We start from the raw sequence: 25,706 nt of genomic DNA on the forward strand, positions 1-25,706 counted from the left end.
GATTATTCCTCCAAACCAGCCTTGCACGCCCATGCTCATGCCGCAAACAAGTGATTGAATTGCTGCACCGCAATATCCACGTCGTCCGCCTGATAGACCTTGCTCAATAGGTTGCCAAATACGCTGCTGATGGCCGCCACCATGTCGGCGCCGCGCGCGACCAGCGGCGCGGCGTTCTCCGGCGTCATGCCGCCGATCACCACGCAGGGCAAGGCGATCTCGCACTTGGCTTGCAACACGATATCGAGGGGCGTCGTGAGCGGGTATTTTTTCACCAGCGACGGATAAAAGCCGCCGAAGGCGACATAGCTGGCGCCGCCAGCCTCGGCCGTCCTTGCCAGGGCCATGTCGCCATAGCAGGAAGCGCCAACAATCTTGTCCTTGCCCAGGCGCGCGCGCACCTGGGCCACGGACGCATCCGTGCCGCCCACGTGCACGCCATCCGCGTCGAGCTCTTCGCACAGCTCGATAAAATCATTGATGATGAAGGGCACGCCATATTTGCGGGCCAAGGCCAGCAAGGCGCCCGCCTGTTCGCGCCGCTGCTCCGCCTCGGCGCTCTTGTGGCGGTATTGCAGCAGGGCCACGCCGCCGTGCAAAGCCTGTTCCGTGATATCGAGCAGGCGGTCGGTGTCATCCCAGTTCGGGGTGACCAGATACAGTCCACGCATGATGTTTTCCTTATTGAATGAATCGTTGCGGCATGAGTTGACCTGGCGCAATCGCATACGCGCCAGCCAGGGCCGCATGGCAATAGCGTTGCGCGCCATCGAACGCCTCTTGCATCGGCATGCCTTGCGCCAGGCGCGCCACAATGGCCGATGCCAAAGTGCAGCCGCTGCCGTGGAATTCACCCGGCAGACGGGGCCAGCGCCACGCGCGCTCGCCGCCCCCGGCGTCGAACCAGCGGTTGACGATTACCTCGCCCTCGCCATGGCCGCCCGTCACCAGCACGTGCTGACAGCCTTGCGCGCGCAAGTTTTCCTCGCCACCGAGGGCCGCCGCTTCCGGCCCGTTCGGTACGATGACGGTAGTCAGCGGCAGCAAGGGCGCCAGCGCCAGCACGGCATCGTCCCGGCTGAGCACGTCGCCATGGCCGCTGGCCAGCACGGGATCGAGCACGACGGGCAAGCTTGGGTGGGCCAGGCGCAATTGCGCGATCAGTTGCGCAATGACGGCCGCATTCGCGGCGCTGCCGGGAATGCCGATTTTCACGGCGCTGATCAGCATCTTGGCTATCAGCGCCTGCGCCTGACGGCGCAGCAAGTCCGGTGCCACCGGTTCGACAGCAAACACGCGGTCATTGTCCTGCACCGTCAGCGCCGTGATGACGGGCAAGGCATGTGCACCCTGCGCGGCAATCGCCACGATATCGGCGGCGATGCCGGCACCGCCCGAAGGATCGGCGCCGGCAAACACCAGCACGGTCGAACGCTGTGGCATCGTCACGCCAACCGGCCCGCCATCGGCGACGAGGGCGAGGCGGCGAATTTACGCGGCATGCGGCCCGCCAAAAAAGCTTCTCGCCCGGCCCGCACGGCCAGCTTCATCGCATGCGCCATGCGCACGGGATCGCGCGCGCCGGCAATGGCCGTATTCATCAGCACGCCATCGCAACCGAGTTCCATGGCGATGGCAGCGTCCGACGCCGTGCCCACGCCTGCATCGACGAGCACCGGCACTTTCGCCTGGTCTATGATCAGGGACAAGTTCCACGGATTCAAGATGCCCATGCCCGAACCGATCAGTGACGCCAGCGGCATGACGGCCACGCAGCCGATGTCTTCCAGAATTTTCGCCTGGATGGGGTCGTCGCTGCAGTAGACCATCACGTCAAAACCATCCTTGACCAGCGCTTCGGCCGCGATCAGGGTTTCCGGCATGTGCGGAAACAGGGTCTTTTCGTCGCCCAGCACTTCCAGTTTGACCAGATTGCGCCCGCCCAAGAGCTCGCGCGCCAGCTGCAAGGTGTAGACGGCGTCTTTCGCGTTGTAGCAGCCGGCCGTGTTCGGCAAAATCGTGTACTGCTCCGGCGGCACAAAATCGAGCAGGCTGGGCGCGTTCGGGTCTTGCCCGATATTCACGCGGCGGATCGCCACCGTGATGATCTGCGCCTCTGCCGCATCGGTGGCCTCGCGCGTCTGCGGCAAATCCTTGTACTTGCCGCTGCCCACCAGCAAGCGCGATTGGTACTGTTTTCCTGCGATGGTCAGCAAGTCATTAGTTGTTGCGGTATTCATGTGCTTTTCCTTAGTCTAGCCGCCGCCGATGGCGCGCACTATTTCAACCTGGTCTTGTACCTGCAAAACCTGTCCCGGCCACGCCTTGCGCGGCACCACATTGCGGTTGACGGCCAGCGCCAGCGCCTGGTTTTCCAGCGACAGCGCGGTAATCAGTTGATCGAGGGTTTGCCCCGGCGGTACCTGGTGCGGCGCGCCGTTGAGCGTGATCTGTATCAATGCAGGCATCACGCTCTCCTTCAGACCTTGCGGTACAGCTCAGCGCCGTTCTTGATGAATTCGATGGCCTTGATTTCCATGCCCTGCTTGAGCACCTTGTCTTCCGCAATGCCCATGCCGGCCGCGTATTCACGCACTTCCTGCGTGATCTTCATCGAGCAGAAGTGGGGCCCGCACATGGAGCAGAAATGCGCCACCTTGGCCGAATCCTTGGGCAAGGTTTCATCGTGGAATTCGCGCGCCTTGTCCGGGTCCAGGCCGATGTTGAACTGGTCGTCCCAGCGGAATTCGAAGCGCGCTTTCGACAGCGCGTTGTCGCGGATTTGCGCGCCCGGATGGCCTTTCGCCAGGTCGGCCGCATGCGCCGCGATCTTGTACGTGATGATGCCGTCCTTGACGTCGGCCTTGTTGGGCAAGCCCAGGTGCTCCTTCGGCGTCACGTAGCACAGCATGGCCGTGCCGTACCAGCCGATCATGGCCGCGCCGATGCCCGAGGTGATGTGGTCGTAGCCGGGTGCGATATCGGTGGTCAGCGGCCCCAGCGTGTAGAACGGCGCTTCGCCGCACTGTTCCAGCTGCAAGTCCATGTTTTCCTTGATCAATTGCATCGGTACGTGGCCCGGGCCTTCGATCATCACTTGCACATCGTGCTTCCAGGCAACCTGCGTCAGCTCGCCCAGGGTTTTCAGCTCGCCCAACTGCGCCTCGTCGTTGGCATCGTAGATGGAGCCGGGACGCAAGCCGTCGCCCAGCGAGAACGATACGTCGTACGCCTTCATGATTTCGCAGATCTCTTCAAAATGCGTATACAGGAACGATTCCTGGTGGTGCGCCAGACACCATTTCGCCATGATGGAGCCGCCGCGCGAGACGATGCCCGTCAAGCGCTTGGCCGTCATCGGCACATAGCGCAACAGCACGCCCGCGTGGATGGTGAAATAGTCAACACCCTGCTCGGCCTGCTCGATCAGGGTGTCGCGGAAAATTTCCCACGTCAGGTCCTCGGCCTTGCCATTGACCTTTTCCAGCGCCTGGTAGATAGGTACGGTGCCGATGGGCACGGGGCTGTTGCGCACGATCCATTCGCGCGTTTCGTGGATGTGCTTGCCGGTGGACAAGTCCATCACGTTGTCGCCGCCCCAGCGGATGGCCCAGGTCATCTTTTCCACTTCCTCGCCTATCGAGGAGGTGACGGCGGAATTGCCGATGTTCGCATTGATTTTCACCAGGAAATTGCGACCGATAATCATCGGCTCGACTTCCGGATGGTTGATGTTGGCGGGGATGATGGCGCGGCCGCGGGCGATTTCCTCGCGCACGAATTCCGGCGTGATTTCCGCAGGAATGCTGGCGCCGAACGACTGGCCAGGGTGCTGGCGGCCCATCAGCTGGGCCAGGCGCTCGCCCATGGGGCCGGAGGCTTGCAGTTCGCGCAAATACTCCTGGCGGCGCATGTTTTCGCGGATGGCCACGAATTCCATTTCCGGCGTGATGATGCCGCGCCTCGCGTAATGCATTTGCGTGACGTTCTTGCCGGCAATGGCGCGGCGCGGCTTGCGGTGCAAGTTGAAACGCAGCTCGGCCAGTTTCGGATCCGCCAGGCGGGCGATGCCGTAGTCGGAGGTGGGGCCGGGCAATTCTTCCGTGTCGGCGCGCTCCATGATCCACGGCAGGCGCGGCGTATCGAGGCCGGAACGGATGTCGATCTGCACGTCCGGATCCGTGTAGGGGCCGGAGGTGTCGTAGACGTAGATCGGCGGATTCTTTTCGCCGCCGAACGATGCTTCCGTATCGGACTGGCTGATTCTCCGCATGGGCACGCGGATATCGGGGCGGCTGCCTTCAACATAGATCTTGCGCGAATTGGGCAGCGGCGCGATGGCGGCTTCGTCGACCGTGGCGGTGGCGGAGAGGAATTTCGGGTTGGCGTTCATTTTGGCTCCTTGGCTAGACTATTTTTAAGCCTGGAGCCAGCTAAGGAGGTTCGGCTGTGCGCACGCGGAAAAGCGGGGTGCGTTCATCCTAAAGCTTCCCTTCGCTGGCATTATCCAGATCAGGTTCGGAGGGTATTTCTCACCCGCGCTTGCACCGTGTTTCCACAGCGAAAGGCAGGACCCCTAGCGTTTGCCGCCTTGCGGCAGCGAGCCAATTATACGCGGTTCACACCGCGTGGCCAGATGATTTCTTGCAGCTGTCGTCTTTGTGCTTCTGTGTTACTTCTTCTTGCCCCAGCGCCAGCTGGTCGGTTCACCCTTCAGCTGGCAGATGAAAATGAGCACGGCAACGATGGCTGCTTCATAGATGATGTACAGCGCCAGCGATTCTTGCGGCGGGAACAGGAAGGCGCCGCAGGCAAACAGCCCCAGCGCGCTCAAAAACACCAGCCAACCTTGCCAGGTGATGGGCAAACCCCATCCCCAGCCATAGGTCTTGGCGGGAAACCAGTAGGAAGGAGTTTTGTCTGCCAAGGTACTTTCCTTGTCGATATCGATGGCAGCAAGTATAAATCAGGCGCTGCGATGGCGCTCCGTGACATCGAGGCCGATGCCGCGGTAGCCGATGAAGCGACTGCCATTGTCGAACATCGGTTCGCCGCTGACCTGCAGGTATTGCGTGCTGCCGTCGAGGTTGGCGCGGCTGTAGATAAAATCGAGAAACGGTTCGCGCGCGGCAATTTTTGCATCGAGCAAGGCCCGCTCGGCCGCGTTCCAGCGCTGTGGCTCTTCCTCGCTGCCGATGCCCAGCATTTCAGCCACGGGGCCGGAAAATCGCGTCAGATTGCCTTGCGCATCCTGTTCCCAGTACCAGTCGGACGACAGTTCCGTGAAGCGCTGGAAGCGCGCTTCGCTTTCGCGCAGCTCCGCTGTGCGCGCTTCCACCATCTGTTCCAGCGACTTGTTGTATTCAGCCAGCTTCTGGTACAGCAAGCGCACTTCCAGCATGTTGTGGATGCGCGTCTTCACCTCCACCAGGTCGAAGGGCTTGCTGACGAAGTCCTTGGCGCCGGCCTGCAGCGCGCGCAGCTTGTGGCCGGGCTGGGCCGTGATCACCAGCACGGGCAAATAGCTGCCCGCCTCGAGGTCGCGCAAGCCTTCCATGACCTCGAAGCCATCCATTTCCGGCATTTGCAAGTCGAGCAGGATCAGGTCGTAGCGGTGCTGCTGGTGCAGCGCGCACACGGCTTGCGGGTCCATGGTGGAAGTGATGCGCGTATAGCCGGCATTGCGCAGCACCTGTTCCAGCAGCATGACGTTCGCCTCCTGGTCATCGACGATGAGAATGCTGGCGTTCAGGATCTCGGTGGCTTGAAGCATGGCGGTGTTCCTAAAAATAAGTGCTGAATTAGCGTACTGCGTGAATGTCGTCGGCCAGGCCGTGCGCGGCCGCATGGTGCAGGGCCACGTCGAGCGCATCCATGAATTCGACGACCTTGATCGGCTTGGTCAGGTAGCGGAAGAAGCCCGCTTCCAGGCCCTTCTCGATGTCGCGCGGCACGGCGTTGGCCGACAGGGCCATCACGGGAATATGGCTGGTGAGCGGATCGTCGTGCAGGATGTGCAGGGCGCCATAGCCGCTGATGCCAGGCAGGTTGATATCCATCAAGATCACGTCCGGCTGATACGTGCGCGCCAGGTCGATGCCCAGGTGCGCATCGATGGCCGTCAGCAGCTTCAAATCGCTGCGGCGGGCGATCAATTGCTCCACCAGCGCCAGGTTGGCGGGATTGTCTTCCACATACAGCAAGGTGCGCTGGCTTTCCTGATTTTCCTGTACCACCGGCAAGACTTCGCCCTCCTCCAGGTGCAACTCAGGCGCGTGCGAGGCTTTGAATTCCACCCAGAAAGTGGTGCCCAGGCCCACCGTGCTATCGACGCCAATCTCGCCGCCCATCAGTTCGACCAGTTGCTTGGTGACGACCAGGCCGATGCCCGTGCCCTCTTCCGTGCTGCTTTCCTGACCCAGGCGGTTGAAAGGCTGGAACAGCTGACTCATCTGTTCGGCATTCAGGCCGGCGCCGCTGTCGGTGACGCTGGTGCGCACCTTGTCGCCGCGCTGGCGGCAATCGACTTTCACGCTGCCGCCGCTCTGGTTGTACTTGATGGCGTTCGACAGCAGGTTGATCATCACCTGTTTTACGCGCGTGCGGTCGGCATGCACATAGAAAGCCTGGCCGCAGCGGGGGAAATGCATGCTGATGCCGCGCTTTTCCGCCTGCGGCGCGATCATCGCCTGGCAATCCTGCAGCACGTCGAGCAAGGACATCGCCTCTTCCGACATGGTGACCTTGCCCGACTCGATCATGGCCAGGTCGAGAATTTCATTGATCAAACGCAAAAGATACCAGCCGCCCTTGAGGATCTGGTCGATCGAGCGCTGCTGCGGCAGGCTCGGCGCCGGCGTCTCGGACGCCATCAGCTGGGCAAAGCCCAGCACGGCGTTCAGGGGCGTGCGCAATTCATGGCTCATGCTCGACAGAAACTCGGACTTCGCCAGATTCGCCTTTTCCGCCGCCTGGCGGGCCTTTTCCATTTCGATATTCGTGTCTTGCAAGGCTAGTTCGAACTGCTTGCGTTCCGTCACGTCGCGGGCGGCGGCAAACACGCCCTGCAGCTTGCGGTTGCGGTCGTGGAAAGTCGAGGCGTTGTATGACACCACCGTCTGCTTGCCGTCGCGCGCCAGGGCCGTCAGCTCGTAATTGGTCAACTTACCTTCGCGCAAGACACGCGCGATGGCTTCCTCGGCCCGTTCCGGTTCCGTAAAATAATTCTTGCACGGCGCGCCGATCAATTCGTCGCGCGTGCAACCCGTCAGCGCTTCCATCTGCTGGTTGACGTCGCTGATGATGCCGCGCGGGTCCGTCGTCATCAGGGCGTCGATATTCGATTCAATCAGCGAGCGCGTATAGAACTGCTGCTCGCGCAGGCGCTGGTCCAGCAGCGCCTGTTCCGCCTCGACCTGCTTGCGCGCCGTATTGTCGGTGCCGATCAGCAAGTAACCGATGACCTTGCTTTGCGCGTCGCGCAGGGCCGTCACGGAGACGATGGCGGGGAATCGGCTGCCATCTTTGCGGATGTAGGTCAGCTCATAAATGTCTTCGATGCCACGCGTGGCCTTGAACACCAGCGCTTCCACACCGGGCGTGATGACGGTGTCGAGTTCCGCGCTGAGGGCGGCGGCGCGCGCGATGATTTCTTGCGCGTCGGAAATACCTGCCGGCGTCAGCTTGTCGACTACGTCGCTGGCTTCATAGCCGAGCATGCGTTCGGCGCCCACATTGAAAATCTGGATCACGCCTTGCGCATCGGTGGCAATGCACGAGAAATTGGCGCTGTTGAAAATCGCATCCTGCAAGGCGCCCGCCTTGAGCAGCTGGCGCGGCAGGCTGGCCGCCACCGTGCGCCGGTACAGCGCCACGAGCAGCATCAGCAGCAAAAACACCAGCGCGTCGATGACGCACGCCGTTTCGAACGGCGCGCGCCAGGCCAGCAGGCCCACAGTCAGCAGCGCGATGGCGCTGAAGGAAAACGCCAGCGCCATGGGCCATCGCGAAGCGACGCCGGTGGGGATATTTTCGACAGATTGCATGAGGTAGCCTGGGCTGTAACAACGATAAGAGGGAAATGCGGTGATCAGTAAGCTTGGCGCTGGCGCACGTCCGACAACAGGCGCGTGAATTCCTTCTTCACCACGCCATAGCATTCGCACACGTGGCCTTCGAGACCGGCGCGGTCCAGCACGGAGATATGGCCGCGCCGGTAACTGATGAAACCGCGCGCCTGCAGGCGCCCGGCCGCTTCCGTCACGCCTTCGCGGCGCACGCCCAGCATATTGGCGATGAGTTCCTGCGTCATGGTCAGTTCGCGGTTCGGCAGGCGGTCCATGGTCAGCAGCAGCCAGCGGCACAGTTGCTGTTCCACCGTATGGTGGCGGTTGCACACGGCCGTCTGCGACATTTGCGTGATCAGGGCTTGCGTATAGCGCAGCAGCAAGCGCATGACGGGGCCGGCACGGTCGAATTCTTCCATCAACAGGTGGGCCTTCAGCCGGTAGCCGACGCCACCCGTCTGCACGACGGCGCGGCTCGGTGTCGAGTTGCCGCCCATGAACAGCGACACGCCCACCACGCCTTCGTTGCCGACGCCGGCAATTTCCGACGAGCCGCCGTTTTCCAGCAGGTAGTGAATGGAAACGATGGCCGTGGTGGGGAAATACACATGCTGCAGCTTGTCGCCCGAATCGTAGATCACGTCACCGAGCAGCATGGAGACTTGCTCCAGATGGGGGGCCAGACGCGCGAAATCGGCGTCGAGCATGGCGGCGAGCAAATGGTTTTGATTCGGGTTGTGCAACTGGGCATGCGGACTCGACATGGGCAGGTTTCCTGGTTTCCAGTCGTCAGCTAGGGGATAGAAGTAAGACGTCCGAACGAGGGCCGCCATATGCAGCAGCGTAACACAGCGCTTGCACAATGCCGCGACTATATTTCTTGTGAGCATGGTTGTCCGTTCGGTAGCGAACGGACGTCCATTCACCGCGCGCCCTACAGTCAATCACTGCCAGGGCTGCCAGATCATGGATCGGCGCCGGCACCGCTACCGGACGCCATCATGCAATCATTCTTCAAACGTATTTCCATTTCCGTTTCCACCTCGGCCCTGATCACCCTGGCTGTCGGCCTGTGCCTGACGGCGCTATGCTATGTCTCGGCGCGTCAGATCGAGTCGGAAAGCACCCGGCTGCTGCTGCAGTACCACGCCAACGGCATGGACGCGGACGCCAACCATCGCGGCTCGCTGTACGTGCTGCTGGGTGGATTACTGTCGAGCCTGCTGGCAACGGCGTATGTGTTTCAGCTCGTCTCGCGCAATTTCGTGATTGCCCGCATCACGGGCGAGCGCACGGCAGCGCTGCAATTCGCCAACCTGCGCCTGTCCGAAGACATCGCCGCGCGCATGCACAATGAAAAGTCGCTGCGTTTGCGCGAACGCATCATCGAAGTGTCGGCCAATGCCATCATTCTGTGCAGCGCCGACGCGCCAGGCTACCTGATCGAGTACGTCAATCCCGCCTTCGAGCGCATCACCGGTTATGCGGCCGAGGAAGTCATCGGCCAGCGCCTGGAAGACTTGCAGGGGCCCGCGCAAGGGCGGCAAGACATGCATGAGATTACAGCCGCCCTGCGCGAACAGCGCGAAGGCAAGGCCATCGTGTGCAATTTTCGCAAGGATGGCAGCTGCTACTGGAGCGAGCTGTTCGTCGCGCCCGTGCGCGACGATGGTGATGGGCCCGTCAGCCACTTTGTCGTGGCGCAATACGACATCAGCACCGTCATGCGCTTCGAACAAGAGCTGGAATTCCAGGCCAGGCACGATATCCTCACAGGCCTGGCCAACCGGGCCCTGCTGCGCGAACGACTGGAGCAGGCGATGGCCGTGACGCGGCGCAACGGCCTGCCCCTGTGGGTGGTGTTCATCGACCTCGATCGCTTTAAATTCGTCAACGATACCCTGGGCCACGATGCGGGCGACCAGGTGCTGAAAAACGTGGCCGCGCGCCTGCGCGACGCCACGCGCGAAGTCGACACGGTGGCCCGCCTGGGCGGCGACGAATTCGTGCTGCTGCTGCCCCAGCATGGCAATGGCGAACCGGGCGCCGCCATCCTGCAGCGCATCCAGGACGCCGTGGCGCAGCCGCTGCAACTGGGCGAGTATGAATTTTTTCTCAGCTGCTGCATGGGCGTGGCCGTGTATCCCGACGATGGCCAGAATGCCGACACCTTGATCAAGCACGCCGACATCGCCATGTACCGCGCCAAGGAACAGGGACGAGGCCACTGGCAATTCTATGCCTCGGGCATGAATGCGGGCACCCTGGAGCGGCTGGGGCTGGAAAGCGAATTGCGCCACGCCCTGGAGCGGGGGCAGTTCCACCTCGAGTACCAGCCCCAGCTGGATCTGGCCAGCGGCGCGGTGGTGGGCATGGAAGCGCTGCTGCGCTGGCAACATCCGCAACTGGGGCGCATTCCGCCTGCCAGCTTCATCGGTCTGGCCGAGGAAATGGGCTTGATCACGCCCATCGGCGACTGGGTGCTGCGCACGGCGTGCGCCCAGACGCGCGCCTGGCAACTGGCCGGCCATGGCCCGCTGCGCCTGGCAGTCAACCTGTCGGCACGGCAATTCAAGCAAAGGAATCTGCTGCACGCGGTGGCGCAGGCGCTGGCGGAAACGGGCCTCGATGCCGCACATCTGGAGCTGGAGTTGACGGAAAGCATGGTCATGCATAACGTGGAACAAGCCACGGCCATCATGCGCAAGCTGAAGGGACTGGGCGTGCAGCTTTCCATCGACGACTTCGGCACCGGCTATTCCAGCCTGGCTTACCTGCGCCACTTTCCCATCGACGTGTTGAAAATCGACAAGACCTTCGTCAGCGACATTACGCACAGCGACGACGACGCGGCCATCGTGCGCGCCATCATTTCACTGGCGCACAGCCTGCGCCTGAAAGTGATCGCGGAAGGCGTGGAAACGGCGCAGCAGCTGGCCTTCCTGCGCCAGCACGGCTGCGATCAGATGCAGGGCTATCTGTTCAGCCGCCCCCTGGCCGCGCCCGCCTTCGAAGCGCTGCTGAACGAAGGCAGCATGCTGCCCGCTTAAAACGCGTGGCGCAGGCCGACGTTGAAGGCGCGGTTGCCGCTGCCCACTTCTGTCGCATTGCCCACCATATAGGCGGCGTCGTTGCGGTTGCGGATATGCGCGTAGGCAAGATACACCTTGCTGCGCTTGGACAAGGCATACGTGGCGCCGATGGCCAGCTGCCGCGCATCGCGGTTGGCAGAGTCGCGGTCATCCTTGTGCACATACGAGGCCAGCAAGGTGGTCGCGCCCAGCGGCACGGAGACGCCGACGATGGCGTCGCGGCTGTCGCTCGACTGGGCCGGCGCCTGCGCCGCGCCATATGGGTTTTCCGCAAGGAACATGCTGCTGCCGTCGCCCGTGTTGCGGCCATAGCCGGCAAACGCCGTGGCCACGCCAAAGTTGTAGTTGCCGGCCAGAATCGTGTTGTTGACGTCGGCCTTGCCCGGCTCGCCGGCGCGGCTCTGGCGCGCCAGGCGCAGGGTCAATGGACCGTTAACATAAGCGAGGGCCAGGCCCAGCGAACGTTGATCTGCCGCAATTCCCGTGTGCTCGCCAGCACCGTACATCACCGTCGCCGTCACGCCGCGCAACTCAGGCGAGGTGTAGCGCACGGTGTTGTCGATGCGCGTGGCCGAATAACCGGCCAGATTGGTCGCCGCGCCGGCCAGGCCGCCCTCGAACGGATCGGCTACGTCCGTCAGCGCCTGGCTTTGCAGGTTGTACTGGCGGCCCACGGTCAGCATGCCCAGCGGGCTGTTCAGGCCGACAAAAGCCTGGCGGCCGAACAACTGGCCTGCCTGATCCGAGCGGCCCGTGTCGCTCAGGACACCCGCTTCCAGGGTGAACACGGCTTGCAAGCCGTTACCCAGGGATTCCGTGCCGCGCAAACCGAGGCGCGAACCGGCCGACACGCCGCTGGTGAGCTTGCTGACGCCGCCTTCCTGCACCAGGCCCGCATCCATCAAGCCATACACTTCGACGGATGACTGGGCGTGGGCGGCAGGCAAGGCGCCCAGGGTGCTGGCAAGGCCGGCAAAGATGGCGATTTTTTTCATGATGATTTCCTTGTAAAAGCGAAACCAGGAAAGCGGCGGCCACGGCAAGGCCACAGGCGGCAAGGCGCCATGCGGGGTGTGCCGTGTCAAAAGACGACGCGCCGGACAAAATATCCTGGCTAAGCTGTGGCGGCAGCGGCGTGAAATGAGGCTCCGCTTTGATTCCGCCGTGAATGGTGCACCGCTGGCGGTGCGCGTGGCTCAGGCGCCCGGCCCGAAGGGGACGCGCTGAAGGTGGCTGGCATCGCAGATGCGCTGGCCTTGAGACGCGGACGAGAGTTGGATAAAACTGCGTCTGCTGGCGCCGTCCGCAAGGATGAGGCAGGAGGCGCCGAGGCCGACATTATAGCATCGGCAGCGCCCTTATCCCCGTTCTGTTGCAGGAAAACGACTCGCCAGGCCGCCAAAACACGGCGATGCCGCCGCGTAAGATGGCGCATGCCGTCCAGGCAAACGCTATTGCAGCGGCAGGCCGGCGGCCTTGCCCTGATCCTTGTATGGCGGTGCGGCGGCCGCCTTCAGCAAGGCCAGCACGGCTTTACTTTCCGGCGTCGACGCGCGTTGCTGCGCCATCTTCAACACGGGCAATTCCCCGCCCAGCGGATCGGCGCCCATCCTGCAGAGCCGCCATCCCCTCCGGAACGCCGGCGCACACGCCACCGCCAGCCCATCCGGCGCCGAGCACGGCCAATTGCCACATTTTCTTCATGATCGCCTGGGCATTCAAATAATGTTGCAAAGATGACAGCTTAAAAAAAATACAATGAGGCAATATTGCGCAATCGTGCGCGGCTTTTCGGGCCATCCAGCCCCGCTATTTGCTGCGCATGCTTTATGCACCCCTTATAATGGTTCCTTTTGCCAATCACACGCCAAATCATGGAATTAGCCAAGTCTTTCGAGCCCGCCGACATTGAACAATTCTGGCGCACCGAGTGGGAACAGCGCGGTTACTTCACCGCCACCCTCGATGCCGGAAAACCTTCCTTCAGCATCCAGTTGCCGCCGCCGAACGTCACCGGCACCCTGCACATGGGCCATGCGTTCAACCAGACCATCATGGATGGCCTGACGCGCTACCACCGCATGCTGGGCCACAACACGGCCTGGATTCCCGGCACCGACCACGCGGGCATCGCCACGCAAATCGTCGTGCAACGCCAGCTGGACGCGCAAAAGATTTCACGCCATGACCTGGGCCGCGAGAAATTCGTGGAAAAAGTGTGGGAATGGAAAGAAAAATCCGGCTCCATCATCACCGGGCAAATGCGCCGCCTGGGCGCCTCGGCCGACTGGCAGCGCGAATACTTCACGATGGACGAGCCGCGCTCGAAAGTCGTCACCGACGTCTTCGTGCGCCTGTTCGAGCAAGGCCTGATCTACCGCGGCAAGCGCCTCGTCAACTGGGACCCCGTGCTGGGCACGGCTGTTTCCGACCTGGAAGTGGTGTCCGAAGAAGAAGACGGCTCCATGTGGTACATCAAGTACCCGCTGGTCGATGGCAGCGGTTTCCTGACGGTAGCAACGACCCGTCCTGAAACCATGCTGGGCGACGTGGCCGTGGCCGTCGATCCGACGGACGAGCGCTACACAGCGCTGGTGGGCAAGATGCTGAAACTGCCTTTGAGCGACCGTGAAATCCCCATCATCGCCGACGAATACGTCGACAAGGAATTCGGCACCGGCTGCGTCAAAATTACCCCGGCGCATGACATGAACGATTACGCCGTGGGCCAGCGCCACAAACTGGCGCAGATCGTCATCCTGACCCTGGACGCGAAGATCACCGACGACGCGCCGCAAGCCTACCGCGGCATGGACCGCTTCGCCGCGCGCAAGCAAATCGTCGCCGACCTCGACGCGCAAGGCTTGCTGGAACAGGTCAAGCCGCACAAGCTGATGGTGCCGCGCGGCGACCGCACGGGCGTCGTCATCGAGCCGATGCTGACGGACCAGTGGTTTGTCGCCATGAGCAAGCCGGCCCCGGAAGGCACTTTCTTCCCCGGCAAGTCGATCGCGGAAACGGCGCTGGACAAGGTCGCCAATGGCGAAATCAAGTTCGTGCCGGAAAACTGGAGCACCACCTACAACCAGTGGCTCAACAACATCCAGGACTGGTGCATCTCGCGCCAGCTGTGGTGGGGCCATCAAATCCCGGCGTGGTACGACGACGCCGGCAATATCTTCGTTGCCAAGACGCAAGCTGAAGCGGAAGCGAAAGCACTGGCCGCCGGCAGCGCGGGCCCGTTGAAGCGCGACGACGACGTGCTCGACACGTGGTTCTCGTCCGCCCTGGTGCCGTTCTCGACCATGGGTTGGCCGGAAGAAACGCCGGACATGAAGGCTTTCCTGCCATCGTCCGTGCTGGTAACGGGTTTCGACATCATCTTCTTCTGGGTCGCGCGCATGGTCATGATGACGGCGCACTTCACGGGCAAGGTGCCGTTTGAAACCGTCTACGTGCATGGCCTGGTGCGCGATTCGACGGGGCAAAAAATGTCCAAGTCGAAGGGCAACACCCTGGACCCGATCGACCTGATCGACGGCATCGACCTGGAAGGCTTGATCGTCAAGCGCACCACCGGCCTGATGAACCCGCGCGACGCGGAAAAGATCACCAAGGCGACGCGCAAGGAATTCCCGGAAGGCATTTCGGCCTACGGCACGGACGCCGTGCGCTTCACCATGGCCAGCTATGCCTCGCTAGGCCGCAACATCAATTTCGACCTGGGCCGCTGCGAAGGCTACCGCAACTTCTGCAACAAGATGTGGAACGCCACCCGTTTCGTCATGATGAATACGGAAGGCAAGGATTGCACGCCGAACGACGCCGACCTGTCGCAAGCCGACAAATGGATCATCTCGCTGCTGCAAAAGGCGGAACTGGACGTGGCCAAGGGCTTTGAAGACTTCCGTTTCGACAATATCGCCGCCACCATCTACAAATTCGTCTGGGACGAGTATTGCGACTGGTACCTGGAAGTCGCCAAAGTACAAGTCCAACAAGGCACGGAAGGCCAGCAGCGCGCCACCCGCCACACCCTGCTGCGCGTGCTGGAAGTGGTGCTGCGCCTGGCCCATCCGATCATCCCGTTTGTCACGGAAGCGCTGTGGCAGACGGTGGCGCCTTTGGCCGGCAAGACGCTCAAGGCGGAAGGTGATTCCATCATGATGCAGCCGTACCCGATCGCCAACACCGACAAGATCGACGAATCGGCCGAAGCGTGGATGCAGCAGCTGAAAGCCTTGACGGATGCGACGCGCAACTTGCGCGGCGAAATGCAAATCTCGCCTTCCGTGCGCGTGCCGCTGATCGTCGAAGCGGGCAATGCGACGGAAAAGGCCGCGCTGGCCTCGTACGCACCGTACATCCAGTCGCTGGGCAAGCTGGCCGAAGTGCAGATCGTCGATACGCTGCCGGACTCGCCAGCGGCCGTCGCCATCGTCGGCACCACCAAGCTGATGCTGAAAGTGGAAATCGACGTGGCTGCCGAACGCGAGCGCCTGGGCAAGGAAATCGCCCGCATCGAAGCAGAAATTGCCAAAGTTAATAGTAAATTAGGCAATGAAAGCTTCGTCGCGCGCGCCCCTGCCGCCATCGTTGCCCAAGAAAACGAGCGTTTGCTCAGTTTTTCGGCCACAATTGAAAAATTGCGCGAACAGTTTGCTAAACTAGCCAGCGCATAAGGCAAGTTTGGAAGGATTGCGCGGCGTCATCCGTGACGCCGCGCAAGATAGCTGGTCTTGCCTTGGTATATATACTGTTTCGTAACAGATCAAAAAAACCACAGGAGACTAGCGATGCATAAACTATTCAAAGCAAGCGTACTGGTGGCCGCCCTGGCCATCGCCGGCAGCGCCACCGCGCGCGACGGCAACTACACCCCCGTCGGCACGTGGAAAACCATCGACGACGCCAGCGGCAAGCCGAAATCCCTCGTCGTCATCACGGAAAGCAACGGCGTCTTGCAAGGCAAGATCGACAAGCTGTTCCGCGGCCCGAATGAAGATCAAAACCCCAAGTGCGACAAATGCACGGGCGCCAACAAGGACCAGCCCGTCATCGGCCTGGTGATCCTGTCGGGCCTGAAATATGACGGCAAGGAATGGACGGGCGGCGAAATCACGGATCCGGCCACCGGCAAGGTCTATAAAAGCAAGGCCGAGCTGACGGAAGGCGGCACCAAGCTGCAAGTGCGCGGCTATGTTGGCGTGCCGATGTTTGGCCGCTCGCAGACGTGGTTGCGCGAAGAGTAATTAACGCACGCCCTGCCCTGTCAAAGCCGGCCATGCGCCGGCTTTTTTGCGTCCACCTGCGCCACACCTGTTGTTTTCCAGGCCGAATTCTTCTCATTTCAAGGTATTTCCAACTGCGGGGAAGCTAAGCGCGCCAGCGCACATACCTCCAGTTTCCTAAATGAAATAGTGCATGCCTGTGACGCCATCGCCCTGTAGCGAAGGGCGGCATGGCTCTGCAGGATGACCTCATCCGCAGATGCCCGGCAGTGACTGCCATGCACAAAGGAACGCACATGAACCTCTTCAAACGATATCTGAACCCGCTGCTCGTCTCGGCAGGCTTGCTGGCCATGGCCGCCCTGGCCGGCTGCGGCGGCGGCGACCAGGGACGCGATCCCATCCTCGGCTTGCCGGCTGCCACCTTGTCCAGCCTGGCCGTCACGCCAGCCACGGCCACAGTCGCCATCGGCGCGGGCCAGCAATTCACGGCCATCGCCACGTATAGCGACGGCTCCGCGCAGGACGTCAGCGCCAAGGCGGCCTGGACATCGGCCACGCCTGCTGCAGCCAGCGTCAATGCCAGCAGCGGCATCGCCGCCGGCGTCAGCGCCGGCAGCAGCAGCATCAGCGCCACGTTTGGCGGCAAGAGCGCGGCGGCCCAGTTGACCGTCTCGCCCGCCACCTTGACGGCGATCGCCATCACGCCGCTTGCGCCCTCCATCGCCATCGGCGCAACGCAGCAATTCGCAGTGACCGGAAGCTTCAGCGACGGCGCCACTCGCGACGTCACGGCCGTCTCGGCCTTTGCCTCGGCCAGCCCCGCCACGGCCAGCATCGCCGCTGGCGGCTTGGCGCTCGGCAAGGTTGCCGGTACCACGCAGATAACGGCCACCACGGGCACGCTGACGGCCAGCACCGTGCTAACCGTCACGCCAGCCACCTTGCTGGCTATCGCCGTCACGCCGCAAAACCCCATCGTGCCCGTCGCCGCGACGCGCCAGCTGGCCGTCCTTGCCACGTATTCGGATGGCAGCAGCGTCAACGTCACGAGCGGCAGCAGCTTCGTTTCAGTCACGCCCGCCTCGGCCACCGTCGCCAGCAATGGCCTCGTCACCGGCGTTGCCTTTGGTAGCAGCGTCATGAATGCCAGCTTCAACGGCAAGACGGCCAGCAGCACCGTCACCGTGCCTGCCGCCACCATCGTCAGCATCGCCGTCACGCCGGCCACCGCCAGCATCGCTGTCGGCGCCACGCAGCAATTCGTTGCCACCGCAACCTATTCGGACAGCTCGAACGCCGTCGTCACCAACGGCGCCATCTGGACCTCGGGCACCGTTGCCAACGCCAGCGTACTGAACACGGGCGTCGCCACCGGTATCGCTGCCGGCACCAGCAACATCACGGCCACGGCCGGCGGCCAGTCGGGCAGCGCGTTGTTGACCGTCACCGCAGTCGCCATCCCGCCCGTCCTGAACCCGATCATTCTGGGCCGCGCGGCACCGTTCGGTGTGCTGGCCGGCACTTCGATCACGAACAATTCGGGCGGCACCACCCTGATCACGGGCGACGTCGGTGCGCCTTCGCAAACCACCGATCCGACCCAGGCGGCCGGCTTTAGCAATTACAAGTCGGGCGCCATCCTGGCCGGCGCCATGACGGATTTGCAAGCGGCGATCACGAACGGCAATAGCCGCACTTGCGACGTCAGCTTTGCTGGCGGCATCGACCTCGGCGGACAAACCTTCGGCCCTGGCGTGTATTGCTATGCGGGTGCCATCAGCATCACGGGCACGTTGACACTGAACGGTCCTGGCGTGTATATCTTCCGCACGGCATTGACCCTGGATTCGACCGTCAACTCCATCGTTGCCCTGAACAATGGCGCCACGGCCGACAACGTCAGCTGGCTGCCCGTCGGCCCCACCACCCTGGCCGCGAACAGCGTCTTCAAGGGCAATATCCTGGGCCAATCGGCTGCCATCACGGTGGGCGACAACACGACCTTGCTCAATGGCCGCGTGCTGACGGCTGCCGCCGTTACCCTGCGCAACAACCAGATCACCAAATAATCGGAACATGACGATGACTATCGCACACACACTGGGCGCCCTGAGCGTCATGACCGGCGCCTTGCTGGCGGCGCAATCGGCGCAGGCGCAAGACAACACTTTCATCAACCCGGACTGGGCCAACAGCGCCTGGTACATCGGCGCGGGCGTGGGCCAGTCGCGCGCCACCATCGACGAGCCGCGCCTGCGCGCCAGCCTGGCCGCCAACGGCGAAACCGTCACCGGCTTTAGCAAGGATCAGCGCGACACCGGCTATAAGCTGTTTGTCGGCCGCCAACTGAACCAGTACTTCGCCGTGGAAGGGGGCTACTTTGACCTGGGCAAGTTCGATTTCCAGTCCACCACCAGCGGCAACGGCGTGCTGAACGGACAAGCGGCCTTCCGCGGCGTGAACCTGGACTTGCTGGGCCAGCTGCCGCTGTCGCAGCGACTGTTCTTGCTGGGACGTGTCGGCATGCACTACACCAAGACCAACACGGAATTCAGCGGCAACCGCCTGCTGGGTTCGACCAATACCCATGCCAGCGAGCGCAAGCTCAATGCCAAACTGGGCCTGGGCCTGGAATACAAGTTCAGCGAAGCGCTGGCCCTGCGCGGCGAAGTCGAGCGTTATCGCTTGAACGACGCCGTGGGCAACCGTGGCGATGCGGACCTGTATTCCGTCAGCCTCGTGTATAAACTGGGCCGCCCGGCCAGTGCCACGCCCGCCTACCAGCCGGCGCCCGAAGTCGCCCCTGTCGTCGCCATGCCGGCACCGCTGATCGAAGCCAAGCCCGCACCGGTGCCCGTGGCGGAAAAAGTGTCGTTTGCCTCCGAAGCGTTGTTTGATTTCGATCAATCGACGCTGAAGCCGCAAGGCAAGGCGGCACTGGACCAGCTACTCGGTCAATTGACGGGCATGGATCTGGAAGTCATCGTCACGGTCGGCCATACGGATGCCGTCGGTTCCGACGCCTACAACCAGAAACTGTCGCAGCGCCGCGCCGAAGCCGTCAAGGCTTACCTGGTGGCGCAAGGTGTGGAAACGAGCCGCGTCTACACGGAAGGCAAGGGAGAAACGCAGCCGGTAGCCGACAACACGAGTGCCGCCGGGCGCGCCAAGAACCGCCGCGTAACGGTGGAAGTGGTGGGCACGCGAAAAGTTGTGCGCTAGATCAAACTGACGCGTAAAAAAACCGGCTTGCCGGTTTTTTTTACGTCTGCCGCACTGCCACTACCACTGCAGGCTTGCGGTGATGCTTGCTCAGGTGCCGGTCCAGGCTGTTGGCGAACTGTTGCCGGTCGGACTGGCTGAAGGCGGCAGGCCCGCCCGTATCGACACCGCCGCTGCGCAACTCTTCCATGAAGGCGCGCATCGTCAGTTGCTGGGCGATATTGTCTTTCGTATAAAACTCGCCGCGCGGGTTCAGCGCAAAGCCGCCCTTGGCCAGCACGTCGGCGGCCAGCGGGATGTCGCCCGTGATGACCAGGTCGCCGGGATTGAGCAGGCGGACGATTTCCTGGTCGGCCACGTCCGCGCCGGACGGCACTTGCACGGTGCGGATGAAACGCGAGGGCGGCACGCGCAAGCCCTGGTTGGCGACCAGGGTGAGCGGCAATTCCAGGCGCTCGGCCACGCGGTACAAAATTTCCTTGATGACGACGGGACAGGCATCGGCGTCGATCCAGATTTGCATGCCGGGCGGCTGTCCGCCCTGGCCAGTGTCCGCCATCACAGTTCCCACGCTTCACCGCCCGGGCTCATGCGCGGCGCGCTGACGCCGAAGTGCAAATAGGCGGCCGGCGTGGCGACGCGGCCACGGGGCGTGCGCTGCAGGAAACCTTGCTGTATCAGATACGGTTCCAGCACGTCTTCGATGGTATCGGCCGCTTCGCCGATGGCGGCGGCCAGGTTGCCGATGCCGACGGGGCCGCCGCCGAACTTGAACAGCACGGCTTCGAGCAGCTTGCGGTCCATCACGTCGAAGCCGGCGGAATCGACGTCGAGCATGGCCAGCGCGCGGTCGGCCACCACCTTGGTGATCTCGCCATTGCTTTTGACTTCAGCGAAATCGCGCACGCGGCGCAGCAGGCGGTTGGCGATGCGGGGAGTGCCGCGCGCGCGCTGGGCGATTTCATGCGCGCCTTCCGGGTCGATGGGAGCTTTCAGCAAGGCGGCGCTGCGCGTGACGATCTTCGTCAATTCGGCCGTGTTATAAAACTCCAGCCGCGCGACGATGCCGAAGCGGTCGCGCAGCGGGTTGGTCAGCATGCCGGCGCGCGTGGTGGCGCCAACCAATGTAAACGGTTGCAAATCGAGCTTCACGGAACGGGCGGCCGGGCCTTCGCCAATCATGATATCGATTTGATAATCCTCAAGCGCCGGATATAAAATTTCTTCGACAACAGGCGACAGGCGGTGAATTTCATCGATGAACAGGACGTCGTTCGCTTCCAGGTTCGTCAAAATCGCCGCCAGGTCGCCCGGGCGCTCCAGCACGGGGCCGGAGGTCTGGCGCAAATTGACGCCCATTTCGCGCGCGATGATGTGCGCCAGGGTCGTCTTGCCCAGGCCCGGCGGGCCGAACAGCAAGGTGTGGTCGAGCGCTTCCTTGCGCTGGCGCGCGGCCGTGATGAAAATCTCGAGCTGGTCGCGGATCTTTTCCTGCCCCACATACTCATCTAACTGCTTCGGGCGCAAGGCTCGTTCGATGGCCTCTTCGTTATGCGAGATGGGCGCCGCGTCGATGATGCGCTGCTCCGTGAAGATATCGGTCTGGATGCTCATGCCGTGTTCCCGTTAGCCTTTCGACAGCGCCTTGAGCGCCAGTTTGATGCCGTCCGAGACGCCACTGCTGGCCGGCACGTTTTTCACGGCCGCCATTGCTTCCTTGTCCGAGTAGCCCAGCGCCAGCAGGGCATTGAGGATATCGGACTGCGCATCGGGCGCAGCGTGTGCGCCAAGCGGGCCGAGATCCGCACCGATCTTGCCCTTCAGTTCCAGCAGCAGACGTTCGGCCGTCTTCTTGCCTATGCCCGGTACTTTCACCAGACGGCCCGAATCCTGCAAGGTGATCGCCTGCGCCAGGTCGGCAATCGTCATGCCGGAGAGAATCGACAAGGCCATGCGCGCGCCCACACCCGTGATCTTGATCAACTGGCGGAACACGGCCCGCTCGGCCGCATTGCCGAAACCAAACAGCAGATGCGCATCTTCGCGGATGGCCTGGTGCGTGAACAGCACGACTTTTTCGCCCACGTGGGGCAAATTGTAAAAGGTGCTCATCGGCACGTCGACTTCGTAGCCGACGCCCTGGCAATCGACCAGCAATTGTGGCGGATTCTTTTCAAGCAAAATACCGGAGAGACGGCCTATCATCGCGTGTTCCTAATGTTATGTATATATGTGAGGGCCATGCGCTTATCCCACTAAACGGCCGCGCTTCATGCGCAGACCCTGCAGTTGCGGCGCCAGCGCGCCGAGCATAGCCAGCGCATCGATGCTGTTGGCATGGCAAATGGCCACACCCAGCGCATCGGCCGCATCCGTGCCGGGCAAGCCGGGCAAGGACAGCAGCCGCGACACCATTTCCTGCACCTGCTCCTTGGCCGCCTTGCCATGACCTGTGACAGCCTGTTTCACTTGCAGCGCCGTATATTCGGCCACCGACAGGTCGGCATGCACGAGCGCGCAAATGGCCGCGCCGCGCGCCTGGCCCAGCAGCAAAGTCGATTGGGGATTGACGTTGACAAACACTTTTTCGATGGCCGCGCAATCGGGCTGGTAGGTGCCGACAATTTCGCTCACACCCTGCAGGATGATCTTCAGGCGCGGCGGCAATTCCCCTTCGGAACCCGTCTTGACAGTCCCCGACGCGATATAGCGCAGCTTGTTGCCGTGTTTTTCAATGACCCCAAAGCCGGTGGTGCGCAGGCCAGGATCGATGCCAAGAATAATCATCGCCAGATTCTATAATGAATACGGCAGGCACCGGTGAATAACCGATGCCTGCCGTTCTATACATCGTCACCCCACAAGCAACATCCGGGGTCAGACCCGGCGGGTCTGACCCCAGCATTTGCCGTTGGGTTTAATTAATGACGGAAGTGACGCGTGCCCGTGTAGAGCATGACCACGCCGCGCTCGTCCGCCGCATCGATCACTTCCTGGTCGCGCATGGAGCCGCCCGGGTGGATGACGCAGGTCGCGCCCGCATCGACGACGACGTCGAGGCCGTCGCGGAACGGGAAGAAGGCGTCCGACGCCACCACGGAACCGGTCAGCGACAGGCCCGCGTTTTGCGCCTTGATGGAAGCGATGCGGGCCGAGTCGATACGGCTCATCTGGCCAGCACCCACGCCCAGGGTCATGTTATTGCCGCAGAAAACGATGGCGTTCGACTTGACGAATTTCGCCACTTTCCAGGCGAACATCAGGTCGGACAATTGCTGTGGTGTTGGTTGCAGCTTGCTGACCACGCGCAAGTCACCGATACCGACGTTTTTAGCGTCCGGCGATTGCACCAGCAGACCGCCACCCACGCGCTTGAAGTCCATGGCGTTGACGCCATTGCCCAACGGGATTTCCAGCATGCGCACGTTTTGCTTGCTCGACAGAATCTGTTTCGCTTCCGCGGAGAACGACGGGGCGATCAGCACTTCCACGAACAGCTTGGCGATTTCGCCGGCGGTGGCGCCGTCGAGTTCCGTGTTGAAGGCGATGATGCCGCCAAACGCGGAAGTCGGGTCTGTCTGCAGGGCGCGCGCATACGCTTCGGCCGCATTCTTGCCCAGCGCCACGCCGCATGGGTTGGCATGCTTGACGATGACGCAAGCAGCGCTTTGCTCGAAACCGCCCAGGCTCTTCACGCATTCCCAGGCCGCATCGGCATCGGCGATGTTGTTGTACGACAATTCCTTGCCTTGCAGCTGACGGTAGTTGGCCAGCGCGCCATCGGTGGTGACCAGGTCGCGGTAGAAGGCGGCGCTCTGGTGCGGGTTTTCACCGTAACGCATGTCTTGCACTTTCTCAAAGGCAACGTTGAGGATGTGCGGATAGGCGCCACGCTCGGCGTGCACCTTCGTCGGGCCCAGGCTGGTCAGGTAGTTGGTGATGGCGCCATCGTATTGCGCCGTGTGCGCAAAGACTTTTTTCGCCAGCATGAACTTGGTGTCATAGCTGACATCGCCTGCCTTGCCGTCGGCGGAGCGCATTTCCGCCAGCACCGCGTCGTAGTCGGTCGGGTCGCAGATGACGACCACGTCCTTGTGGTTCTTGGCTGCCGAGCGCAGCATGGTCGGGCCGCCGATATCGATGTTTTCGATGGCGTCTTCCAGCGTGCAATCGGCCTTGGCAACCGTGCCCTGGAACGGGTACAGATTGACCACCACCATGTCGATGGTCGGCATGTCGTGTTCGACCAGTTTCGCCATGTGCTCAGGGAAATCGCGGCGCGCCAGGATACCGCCATGCACTTTCGGGTGCAGGGTCTTCACACGGCCATCGAGCATCTCCGGGAAACCCGTGTAATCGGCAACTTCCGTGACGGGAACACCGTTGTCTGCCAGCAATTTGGCGGTGCCGCCCGTGGAGAGGAGGTTGACGCCCAGGGCAGACAGGGCGCGGGCGAATTCGAGAACGCCGGTCTTGTCGGAAACGGAGAGAAGAGCTTGTTTGATCATGGCTGTGGCTAGGTGGTTAAGTGTTCTTGGCGAATGGCGCCACTCAGTCGTCTGGCTGAGGCGGCGGCGGATTCAAATCTTGGCGTCACTTGCATGCCGGCATTACAGCAAACCGTGCTCCTGCAATTTCTTGCGCAGGGTATTGCGGTTGATGCCCAGCATCTGCGCGGCGTGCGACTGGTTGCCATCGGCGCGTGTCATCACGACTTCCAGGATGGGCTTTTCCACGGTCAGCACGACCATGTCGTAGATATTCGATGCTTGCTGTTCGCCCAGGTCATTGAAGTAATCTTCTAGACTTTTCTGTACGACTTCCTGAATGCTTTCTTTGCTCATTTTTATGCTTCAACCGGCTGAACACCTGGCAATCCGGTGCCGCGCCGCTCATGCGGTCCGCGTGCTGCCCTCTTGCCTCGGTGTTGTAATTAATATTGCATGACGCTCTGTATAGGCGCTCGCCCTTGTACTGCTGGTCACTGATTTACGCTGCTTGTTGCTATCTGCTCATGCTGCCGTGGCCATAGGTTTGATCACATCGATCAGGCCACTTTCACTCGATTCGGAGAGGCGGTATTGTAACCGCTCGCCAAATTTCCATTGCGACTCAAAAAATTGATCTACGGCCAGCAATTGCGCGTCCGTCGATTCCAGCAAGTTCATTTGCTGTCGGAACGCTTCGCCGCCTTCCAAGTCTTTCACATACCAGCCGATGTGCTTGCGCGCCGTGCGCACACCGAGGAATTCGCCATAAAAAGCGTAATGGGCGCGCAAATGCTCGTCCATCAGGGTACGCACTTCATCCACGTAGGGCGCTGGCAACAAGGCGCCGGTGCGCAAAAAATGGTCGATTTCACGACAAATCCACGGCCGGCCCTGCGCCGCGCGGCCGATCATGACGGCATCGGCGCCCGTTTGATCGAGCACAAAGCGGGCCTTTTCCGGGCTGGTAATGTCGCCATTGGCTACCACGGGGATGCCCACCAATGCTTTCACAGCAGCAATAGTTTCGTATTCGGCATCGCCCTTGTAGCCATCGGCGCGCGTACGGCCGTGCAAGGTCAGCATCTGGATACCGGCCTGCTCGGCGATGCGGGCGATTTTCAGGGCATTCTTGTTTTCGCGGTTCCAGCCCGTGCGAAATTTCAGGGTGACGGGCACGTCGACGGCATTGACGACGGCGTGCAAGATCTTTTCGACCAGGCTTTCGTTTTGCAGCAGGGCCGAACCGCACCAGCTGTTGCACACTTTTTTGACGGGGCAACCCATGTTGATGTCGATGATCTGCGCGCCCCGGTCCACGTTGAACTTGGCGCAATCGGCCAGGTCTTGCGGATCGGCACCGGCGATTTGCACGGCCTTCGGCTCCATTTCGCCTTCGTGGTCCGTGCGGCGGGCGCTTTTTTCCGTCGCCCACAGGCGCGGATTCGACGCCGCCATTTCCGACACGGCATAGCCGGCACCCAGCTGCTTGCACAACTGGCGGAAAGGCCGATCCGTCACGCCCGCCATGGGAGCGACGAAAACGTTGTTGCGCAGAATGTGAGGGCCGATTTGCACTGAAGAACCTGGAATGGACGGGGGAAC

Annotated in this window: 23 protein-coding genes and 1 riboswitch; of the genes, 5 read left to right on the forward strand and 18 right to left on the reverse strand. The window is 62.0% G+C overall.

The features are described 5' to 3' along the window. Positions 1–35: 35 nt before the first annotated feature. From thiE to ACQ4WS_RS17840, 9 genes are all read right to left on the reverse strand, one after another. Entirely contained in the window at positions 36–671 is a 636-nt protein-coding gene (thiE, locus tag ACQ4WS_RS17800; protein WP_436478382.1) for a thiamine phosphate synthase, read from the reverse strand. Between the two features lie 10 nt (positions 672–681). Next, on the reverse strand, positions 682–1,443 hold the full coding sequence (locus ACQ4WS_RS17805) for a hydroxymethylpyrimidine/phosphomethylpyrimidine kinase (RefSeq protein WP_436478384.1): 762 nt from the start codon (positions 1,441–1,443) through the stop codon (positions 682–684). Positions 1,444–1,445: 2 nt separating this feature from the next. Continuing rightward, positions 1,446–2,240: a thiazole synthase gene (locus tag ACQ4WS_RS17810; RefSeq protein WP_436478385.1), complete on the reverse strand. Its 795-nt coding sequence runs from the start codon at positions 2,238–2,240 to the stop codon at positions 1,446–1,448. 15 nt (positions 2,241–2,255) lie between these two features. Further along, the gene (gene thiS / locus ACQ4WS_RS17815; RefSeq protein WP_436478465.1) at positions 2,256–2,459 is read right to left on the reverse strand and encodes a sulfur carrier protein ThiS; all 204 of its coding nucleotides are present in this window, start codon (positions 2,457–2,459) and stop codon (positions 2,256–2,258) included. A 20-nt stretch (positions 2,460–2,479) separates the two neighbouring features. After that, positions 2,480–4,393 (reverse strand): phosphomethylpyrimidine synthase ThiC, encoded by a 1,914-nt coding sequence (gene thiC / locus ACQ4WS_RS17820; protein WP_436478387.1) that lies wholly within the window; start codon positions 4,391–4,393, stop codon positions 2,480–2,482. A gap of 79 nt (positions 4,394–4,472) precedes the next feature. Then, positions 4,473–4,588: riboswitch (TPP riboswitch) on the reverse strand. Between the two features lie 84 nt (positions 4,589–4,672). Further along, positions 4,673–4,927, reverse strand: a complete 255-nt coding sequence (locus tag ACQ4WS_RS17825; protein WP_436478389.1) for a hypothetical protein — start codon at positions 4,925–4,927, stop codon at positions 4,673–4,675. 39 nt (positions 4,928–4,966) lie between these two features. Next, positions 4,967–5,773 carry a response regulator gene (locus ACQ4WS_RS17830; protein ID WP_436478391.1) on the reverse strand — a complete coding sequence of 269 codons (807 nt, stop codon included), beginning with the start codon at positions 5,771–5,773 and terminating at the stop codon, positions 4,967–4,969. A gap of 28 nt (positions 5,774–5,801) precedes the next feature. Further along, positions 5,802–8,045 (reverse strand): PAS domain S-box protein, encoded by a 2,244-nt coding sequence (locus ACQ4WS_RS17835; RefSeq protein WP_436478393.1) that lies wholly within the window; start codon positions 8,043–8,045, stop codon positions 5,802–5,804. Positions 8,046–8,089: 44 nt separating this feature from the next. Next, on the reverse strand, positions 8,090–8,830 hold the full coding sequence (locus tag ACQ4WS_RS17840) for a Crp/Fnr family transcriptional regulator (protein ID WP_436478395.1): 741 nt from the start codon (positions 8,828–8,830) through the stop codon (positions 8,090–8,092). Positions 8,831–9,067: 237 nt separating this feature from the next. Between ACQ4WS_RS17840 and ACQ4WS_RS17845 the strand changes: the two genes are divergently transcribed. Then, positions 9,068–11,116, forward strand: coding sequence for a putative bifunctional diguanylate cyclase/phosphodiesterase (locus ACQ4WS_RS17845; protein WP_436478397.1), 2,049 nt, complete (start codon positions 9,068–9,070; stop codon positions 11,114–11,116). Here ACQ4WS_RS17845 and ACQ4WS_RS17850 read toward each other — a convergent pair. Then, positions 11,113–12,153 carry a porin gene (locus ACQ4WS_RS17850; RefSeq protein WP_436478399.1) on the reverse strand — a complete coding sequence of 347 codons (1,041 nt, stop codon included), beginning with the start codon at positions 12,151–12,153 and terminating at the stop codon, positions 11,113–11,115. The two genes, ACQ4WS_RS17845 and ACQ4WS_RS17850, sit on opposite strands and share 4 nt — an antisense overlap. A 456-nt stretch (positions 12,154–12,609) precedes the next feature. After that, positions 12,610–12,768: a hypothetical protein gene (locus ACQ4WS_RS17855; protein WP_436478400.1), complete on the reverse strand. Its 159-nt coding sequence runs from the start codon at positions 12,766–12,768 to the stop codon at positions 12,610–12,612. Positions 12,769–13,032: 264 nt separating this feature from the next. Between ACQ4WS_RS17855 and ACQ4WS_RS17860 the strand changes: the two genes are divergently transcribed. The 4 genes from ACQ4WS_RS17860 to ACQ4WS_RS17875 all read left to right on the forward strand — a co-directional run bounded on the left by ACQ4WS_RS17860 (position 13,033) and on the right by ACQ4WS_RS17875 (position 19,614). Continuing rightward, positions 13,033–15,840, forward strand: a complete 2,808-nt coding sequence (locus tag ACQ4WS_RS17860) for a valine--tRNA ligase (protein WP_436478402.1) — start codon at positions 13,033–13,035, stop codon at positions 15,838–15,840. A 114-nt stretch (positions 15,841–15,954) separates the two neighbouring features. After that, on the forward strand, positions 15,955–16,410 hold the full coding sequence (locus tag ACQ4WS_RS17865) for a DUF2147 domain-containing protein (RefSeq protein WP_436478404.1): 456 nt from the start codon (positions 15,955–15,957) through the stop codon (positions 16,408–16,410). A gap of 275 nt (positions 16,411–16,685) precedes the next feature. Further along, positions 16,686–18,461, forward strand: coding sequence for an ice-binding family protein (locus ACQ4WS_RS17870; protein WP_436478406.1), 1,776 nt, complete (start codon positions 16,686–16,688; stop codon positions 18,459–18,461). Positions 18,462–18,474: 13 nt separating this feature from the next. Beyond that, entirely contained in the window at positions 18,475–19,614 is a 1,140-nt protein-coding gene (locus ACQ4WS_RS17875; protein WP_436478408.1) for an OmpA family protein, read from the forward strand. Positions 19,615–19,654: 40 nt separating this feature from the next. Here ACQ4WS_RS17875 and ACQ4WS_RS17880 read toward each other — a convergent pair whose 3' ends face one another. From ACQ4WS_RS17880 to dusB, 7 genes are all read right to left on the reverse strand, one after another. Further along, positions 19,655–20,137, reverse strand: coding sequence for a YaiI/YqxD family protein (locus ACQ4WS_RS17880; protein WP_436478467.1), 483 nt, complete (start codon positions 20,135–20,137; stop codon positions 19,655–19,657). Positions 20,138–20,172: 35 nt separating this feature from the next. Continuing rightward, on the reverse strand, positions 20,173–21,228 hold the full coding sequence (gene ruvB, locus ACQ4WS_RS17885; protein WP_436478410.1) for a Holliday junction branch migration DNA helicase RuvB: 1,056 nt from the start codon (positions 21,226–21,228) through the stop codon (positions 20,173–20,175). 12 nt (positions 21,229–21,240) lie between these two features. Further along, positions 21,241–21,819, reverse strand: coding sequence for a Holliday junction branch migration protein RuvA (gene ruvA / locus ACQ4WS_RS17890; protein ID WP_219134988.1), 579 nt, complete (start codon positions 21,817–21,819; stop codon positions 21,241–21,243). A 42-nt stretch (positions 21,820–21,861) separates the two neighbouring features. Further along, on the reverse strand, positions 21,862–22,401 hold the full coding sequence (ruvC, locus tag ACQ4WS_RS17895; protein ID WP_436478412.1) for a crossover junction endodeoxyribonuclease RuvC: 540 nt from the start codon (positions 22,399–22,401) through the stop codon (positions 21,862–21,864). Between the two features lie 134 nt (positions 22,402–22,535). Next, positions 22,536–24,122 carry a bifunctional phosphoribosylaminoimidazolecarboxamide formyltransferase/IMP cyclohydrolase gene (gene purH, locus ACQ4WS_RS17900; protein WP_436478414.1) on the reverse strand — a complete coding sequence of 529 codons (1,587 nt, stop codon included), beginning with the start codon at positions 24,120–24,122 and terminating at the stop codon, positions 22,536–22,538. Positions 24,123–24,224: 102 nt separating this feature from the next. Further along, entirely contained in the window at positions 24,225–24,458 is a 234-nt protein-coding gene (locus ACQ4WS_RS17905) for a helix-turn-helix domain-containing protein (protein ID WP_008445162.1), read from the reverse strand. 168 nt (positions 24,459–24,626) lie between these two features. Beyond that, on the reverse strand, positions 24,627–25,679 hold the full coding sequence (dusB, locus tag ACQ4WS_RS17910) for a tRNA dihydrouridine synthase DusB (RefSeq protein WP_436478417.1): 1,053 nt from the start codon (positions 25,677–25,679) through the stop codon (positions 24,627–24,629). Positions 25,680–25,706 lie beyond the last annotated feature (27 nt).

This window comes from Janthinobacterium leeuwenhoeki, assembly GCF_051380795.1.
In the GTDB taxonomy this organism is placed as follows: domain Bacteria; phylum Pseudomonadota; class Gammaproteobacteria; order Burkholderiales; family Burkholderiaceae_D; genus Janthinobacterium.

Excerpts from the sequence above, each read along its gene's own strand:
- thiE (WP_436478382.1), bottom strand. The coding sequence starts at position 671 with ATGCGTGGACTGTATCTGGTCACCCCGAACTGGGATGACACCGACCGC.
- ACQ4WS_RS17805 (WP_436478384.1), bottom strand. The coding sequence starts at position 1,443 with ATGCCACAGCGTTCGACCGTGCTGGTGTTTGCCGGCGCCGATCCTTCG.
- ACQ4WS_RS17810 (WP_436478385.1), bottom strand. The coding sequence starts at position 2,240 with ATGAATACCGCAACAACTAATGACTTGCTGACCATCGCAGGAAAACAG.
- thiC (WP_436478387.1), bottom strand. The coding sequence starts at position 4,393 with ATGAACGCCAACCCGAAATTCCTCTCCGCCACCGCCACGGTCGACGAA.
- ACQ4WS_RS17830 (WP_436478391.1), bottom strand. The coding sequence starts at position 5,773 with ATGCTTCAAGCCACCGAGATCCTGAACGCCAGCATTCTCATCGTCGAT.
- ACQ4WS_RS17835 (WP_436478393.1), bottom strand. The coding sequence starts at position 8,045 with ATGCAATCTGTCGAAAATATCCCCACCGGCGTCGCTTCGCGATGGCCC.
- ACQ4WS_RS17840 (WP_436478395.1), bottom strand. The coding sequence starts at position 8,830 with ATGTCGAGTCCGCATGCCCAGTTGCACAACCCGAATCAAAACCATTTG.
- ACQ4WS_RS17845 (WP_436478397.1), top strand. The coding sequence starts at position 9,068 with ATGCAATCATTCTTCAAACGTATTTCCATTTCCGTTTCCACCTCGGCC.
- ACQ4WS_RS17850 (WP_436478399.1), bottom strand. The coding sequence starts at position 12,153 with ATGAAAAAAATCGCCATCTTTGCCGGCCTTGCCAGCACCCTGGGCGCC.
- ACQ4WS_RS17855 (WP_436478400.1), bottom strand. The coding sequence starts at position 12,768 with ATGGGCGCCGATCCGCTGGGCGGGGAATTGCCCGTGTTGAAGATGGCG.
- ACQ4WS_RS17860 (WP_436478402.1), top strand. The coding sequence starts at position 13,033 with ATGGAATTAGCCAAGTCTTTCGAGCCCGCCGACATTGAACAATTCTGG.
- ACQ4WS_RS17865 (WP_436478404.1), top strand. The coding sequence starts at position 15,955 with ATGCATAAACTATTCAAAGCAAGCGTACTGGTGGCCGCCCTGGCCATC.
- ACQ4WS_RS17870 (WP_436478406.1), top strand. The coding sequence starts at position 16,686 with ATGAACCTCTTCAAACGATATCTGAACCCGCTGCTCGTCTCGGCAGGC.
- ACQ4WS_RS17875 (WP_436478408.1), top strand. The coding sequence starts at position 18,475 with ATGACTATCGCACACACACTGGGCGCCCTGAGCGTCATGACCGGCGCC.
- ACQ4WS_RS17880 (WP_436478467.1), bottom strand. The coding sequence starts at position 20,137 with ATGCAAATCTGGATCGACGCCGATGCCTGTCCCGTCGTCATCAAGGAA.
- ruvB (WP_436478410.1), bottom strand. The coding sequence starts at position 21,228 with ATGAGCATCCAGACCGATATCTTCACGGAGCAGCGCATCATCGACGCG.
- ruvA (WP_219134988.1), bottom strand. The coding sequence starts at position 21,819 with ATGATAGGCCGTCTCTCCGGTATTTTGCTTGAAAAGAATCCGCCACAA.
- ruvC (WP_436478412.1), bottom strand. The coding sequence starts at position 22,401 with ATGATTATTCTTGGCATCGATCCTGGCCTGCGCACCACCGGCTTTGGG.
- purH (WP_436478414.1), bottom strand. The coding sequence starts at position 24,122 with ATGATCAAACAAGCTCTTCTCTCCGTTTCCGACAAGACCGGCGTTCTC.
- ACQ4WS_RS17905 (WP_008445162.1), bottom strand. The coding sequence starts at position 24,458 with ATGAGCAAAGAAAGCATTCAGGAAGTCGTACAGAAAAGTCTAGAAGAT.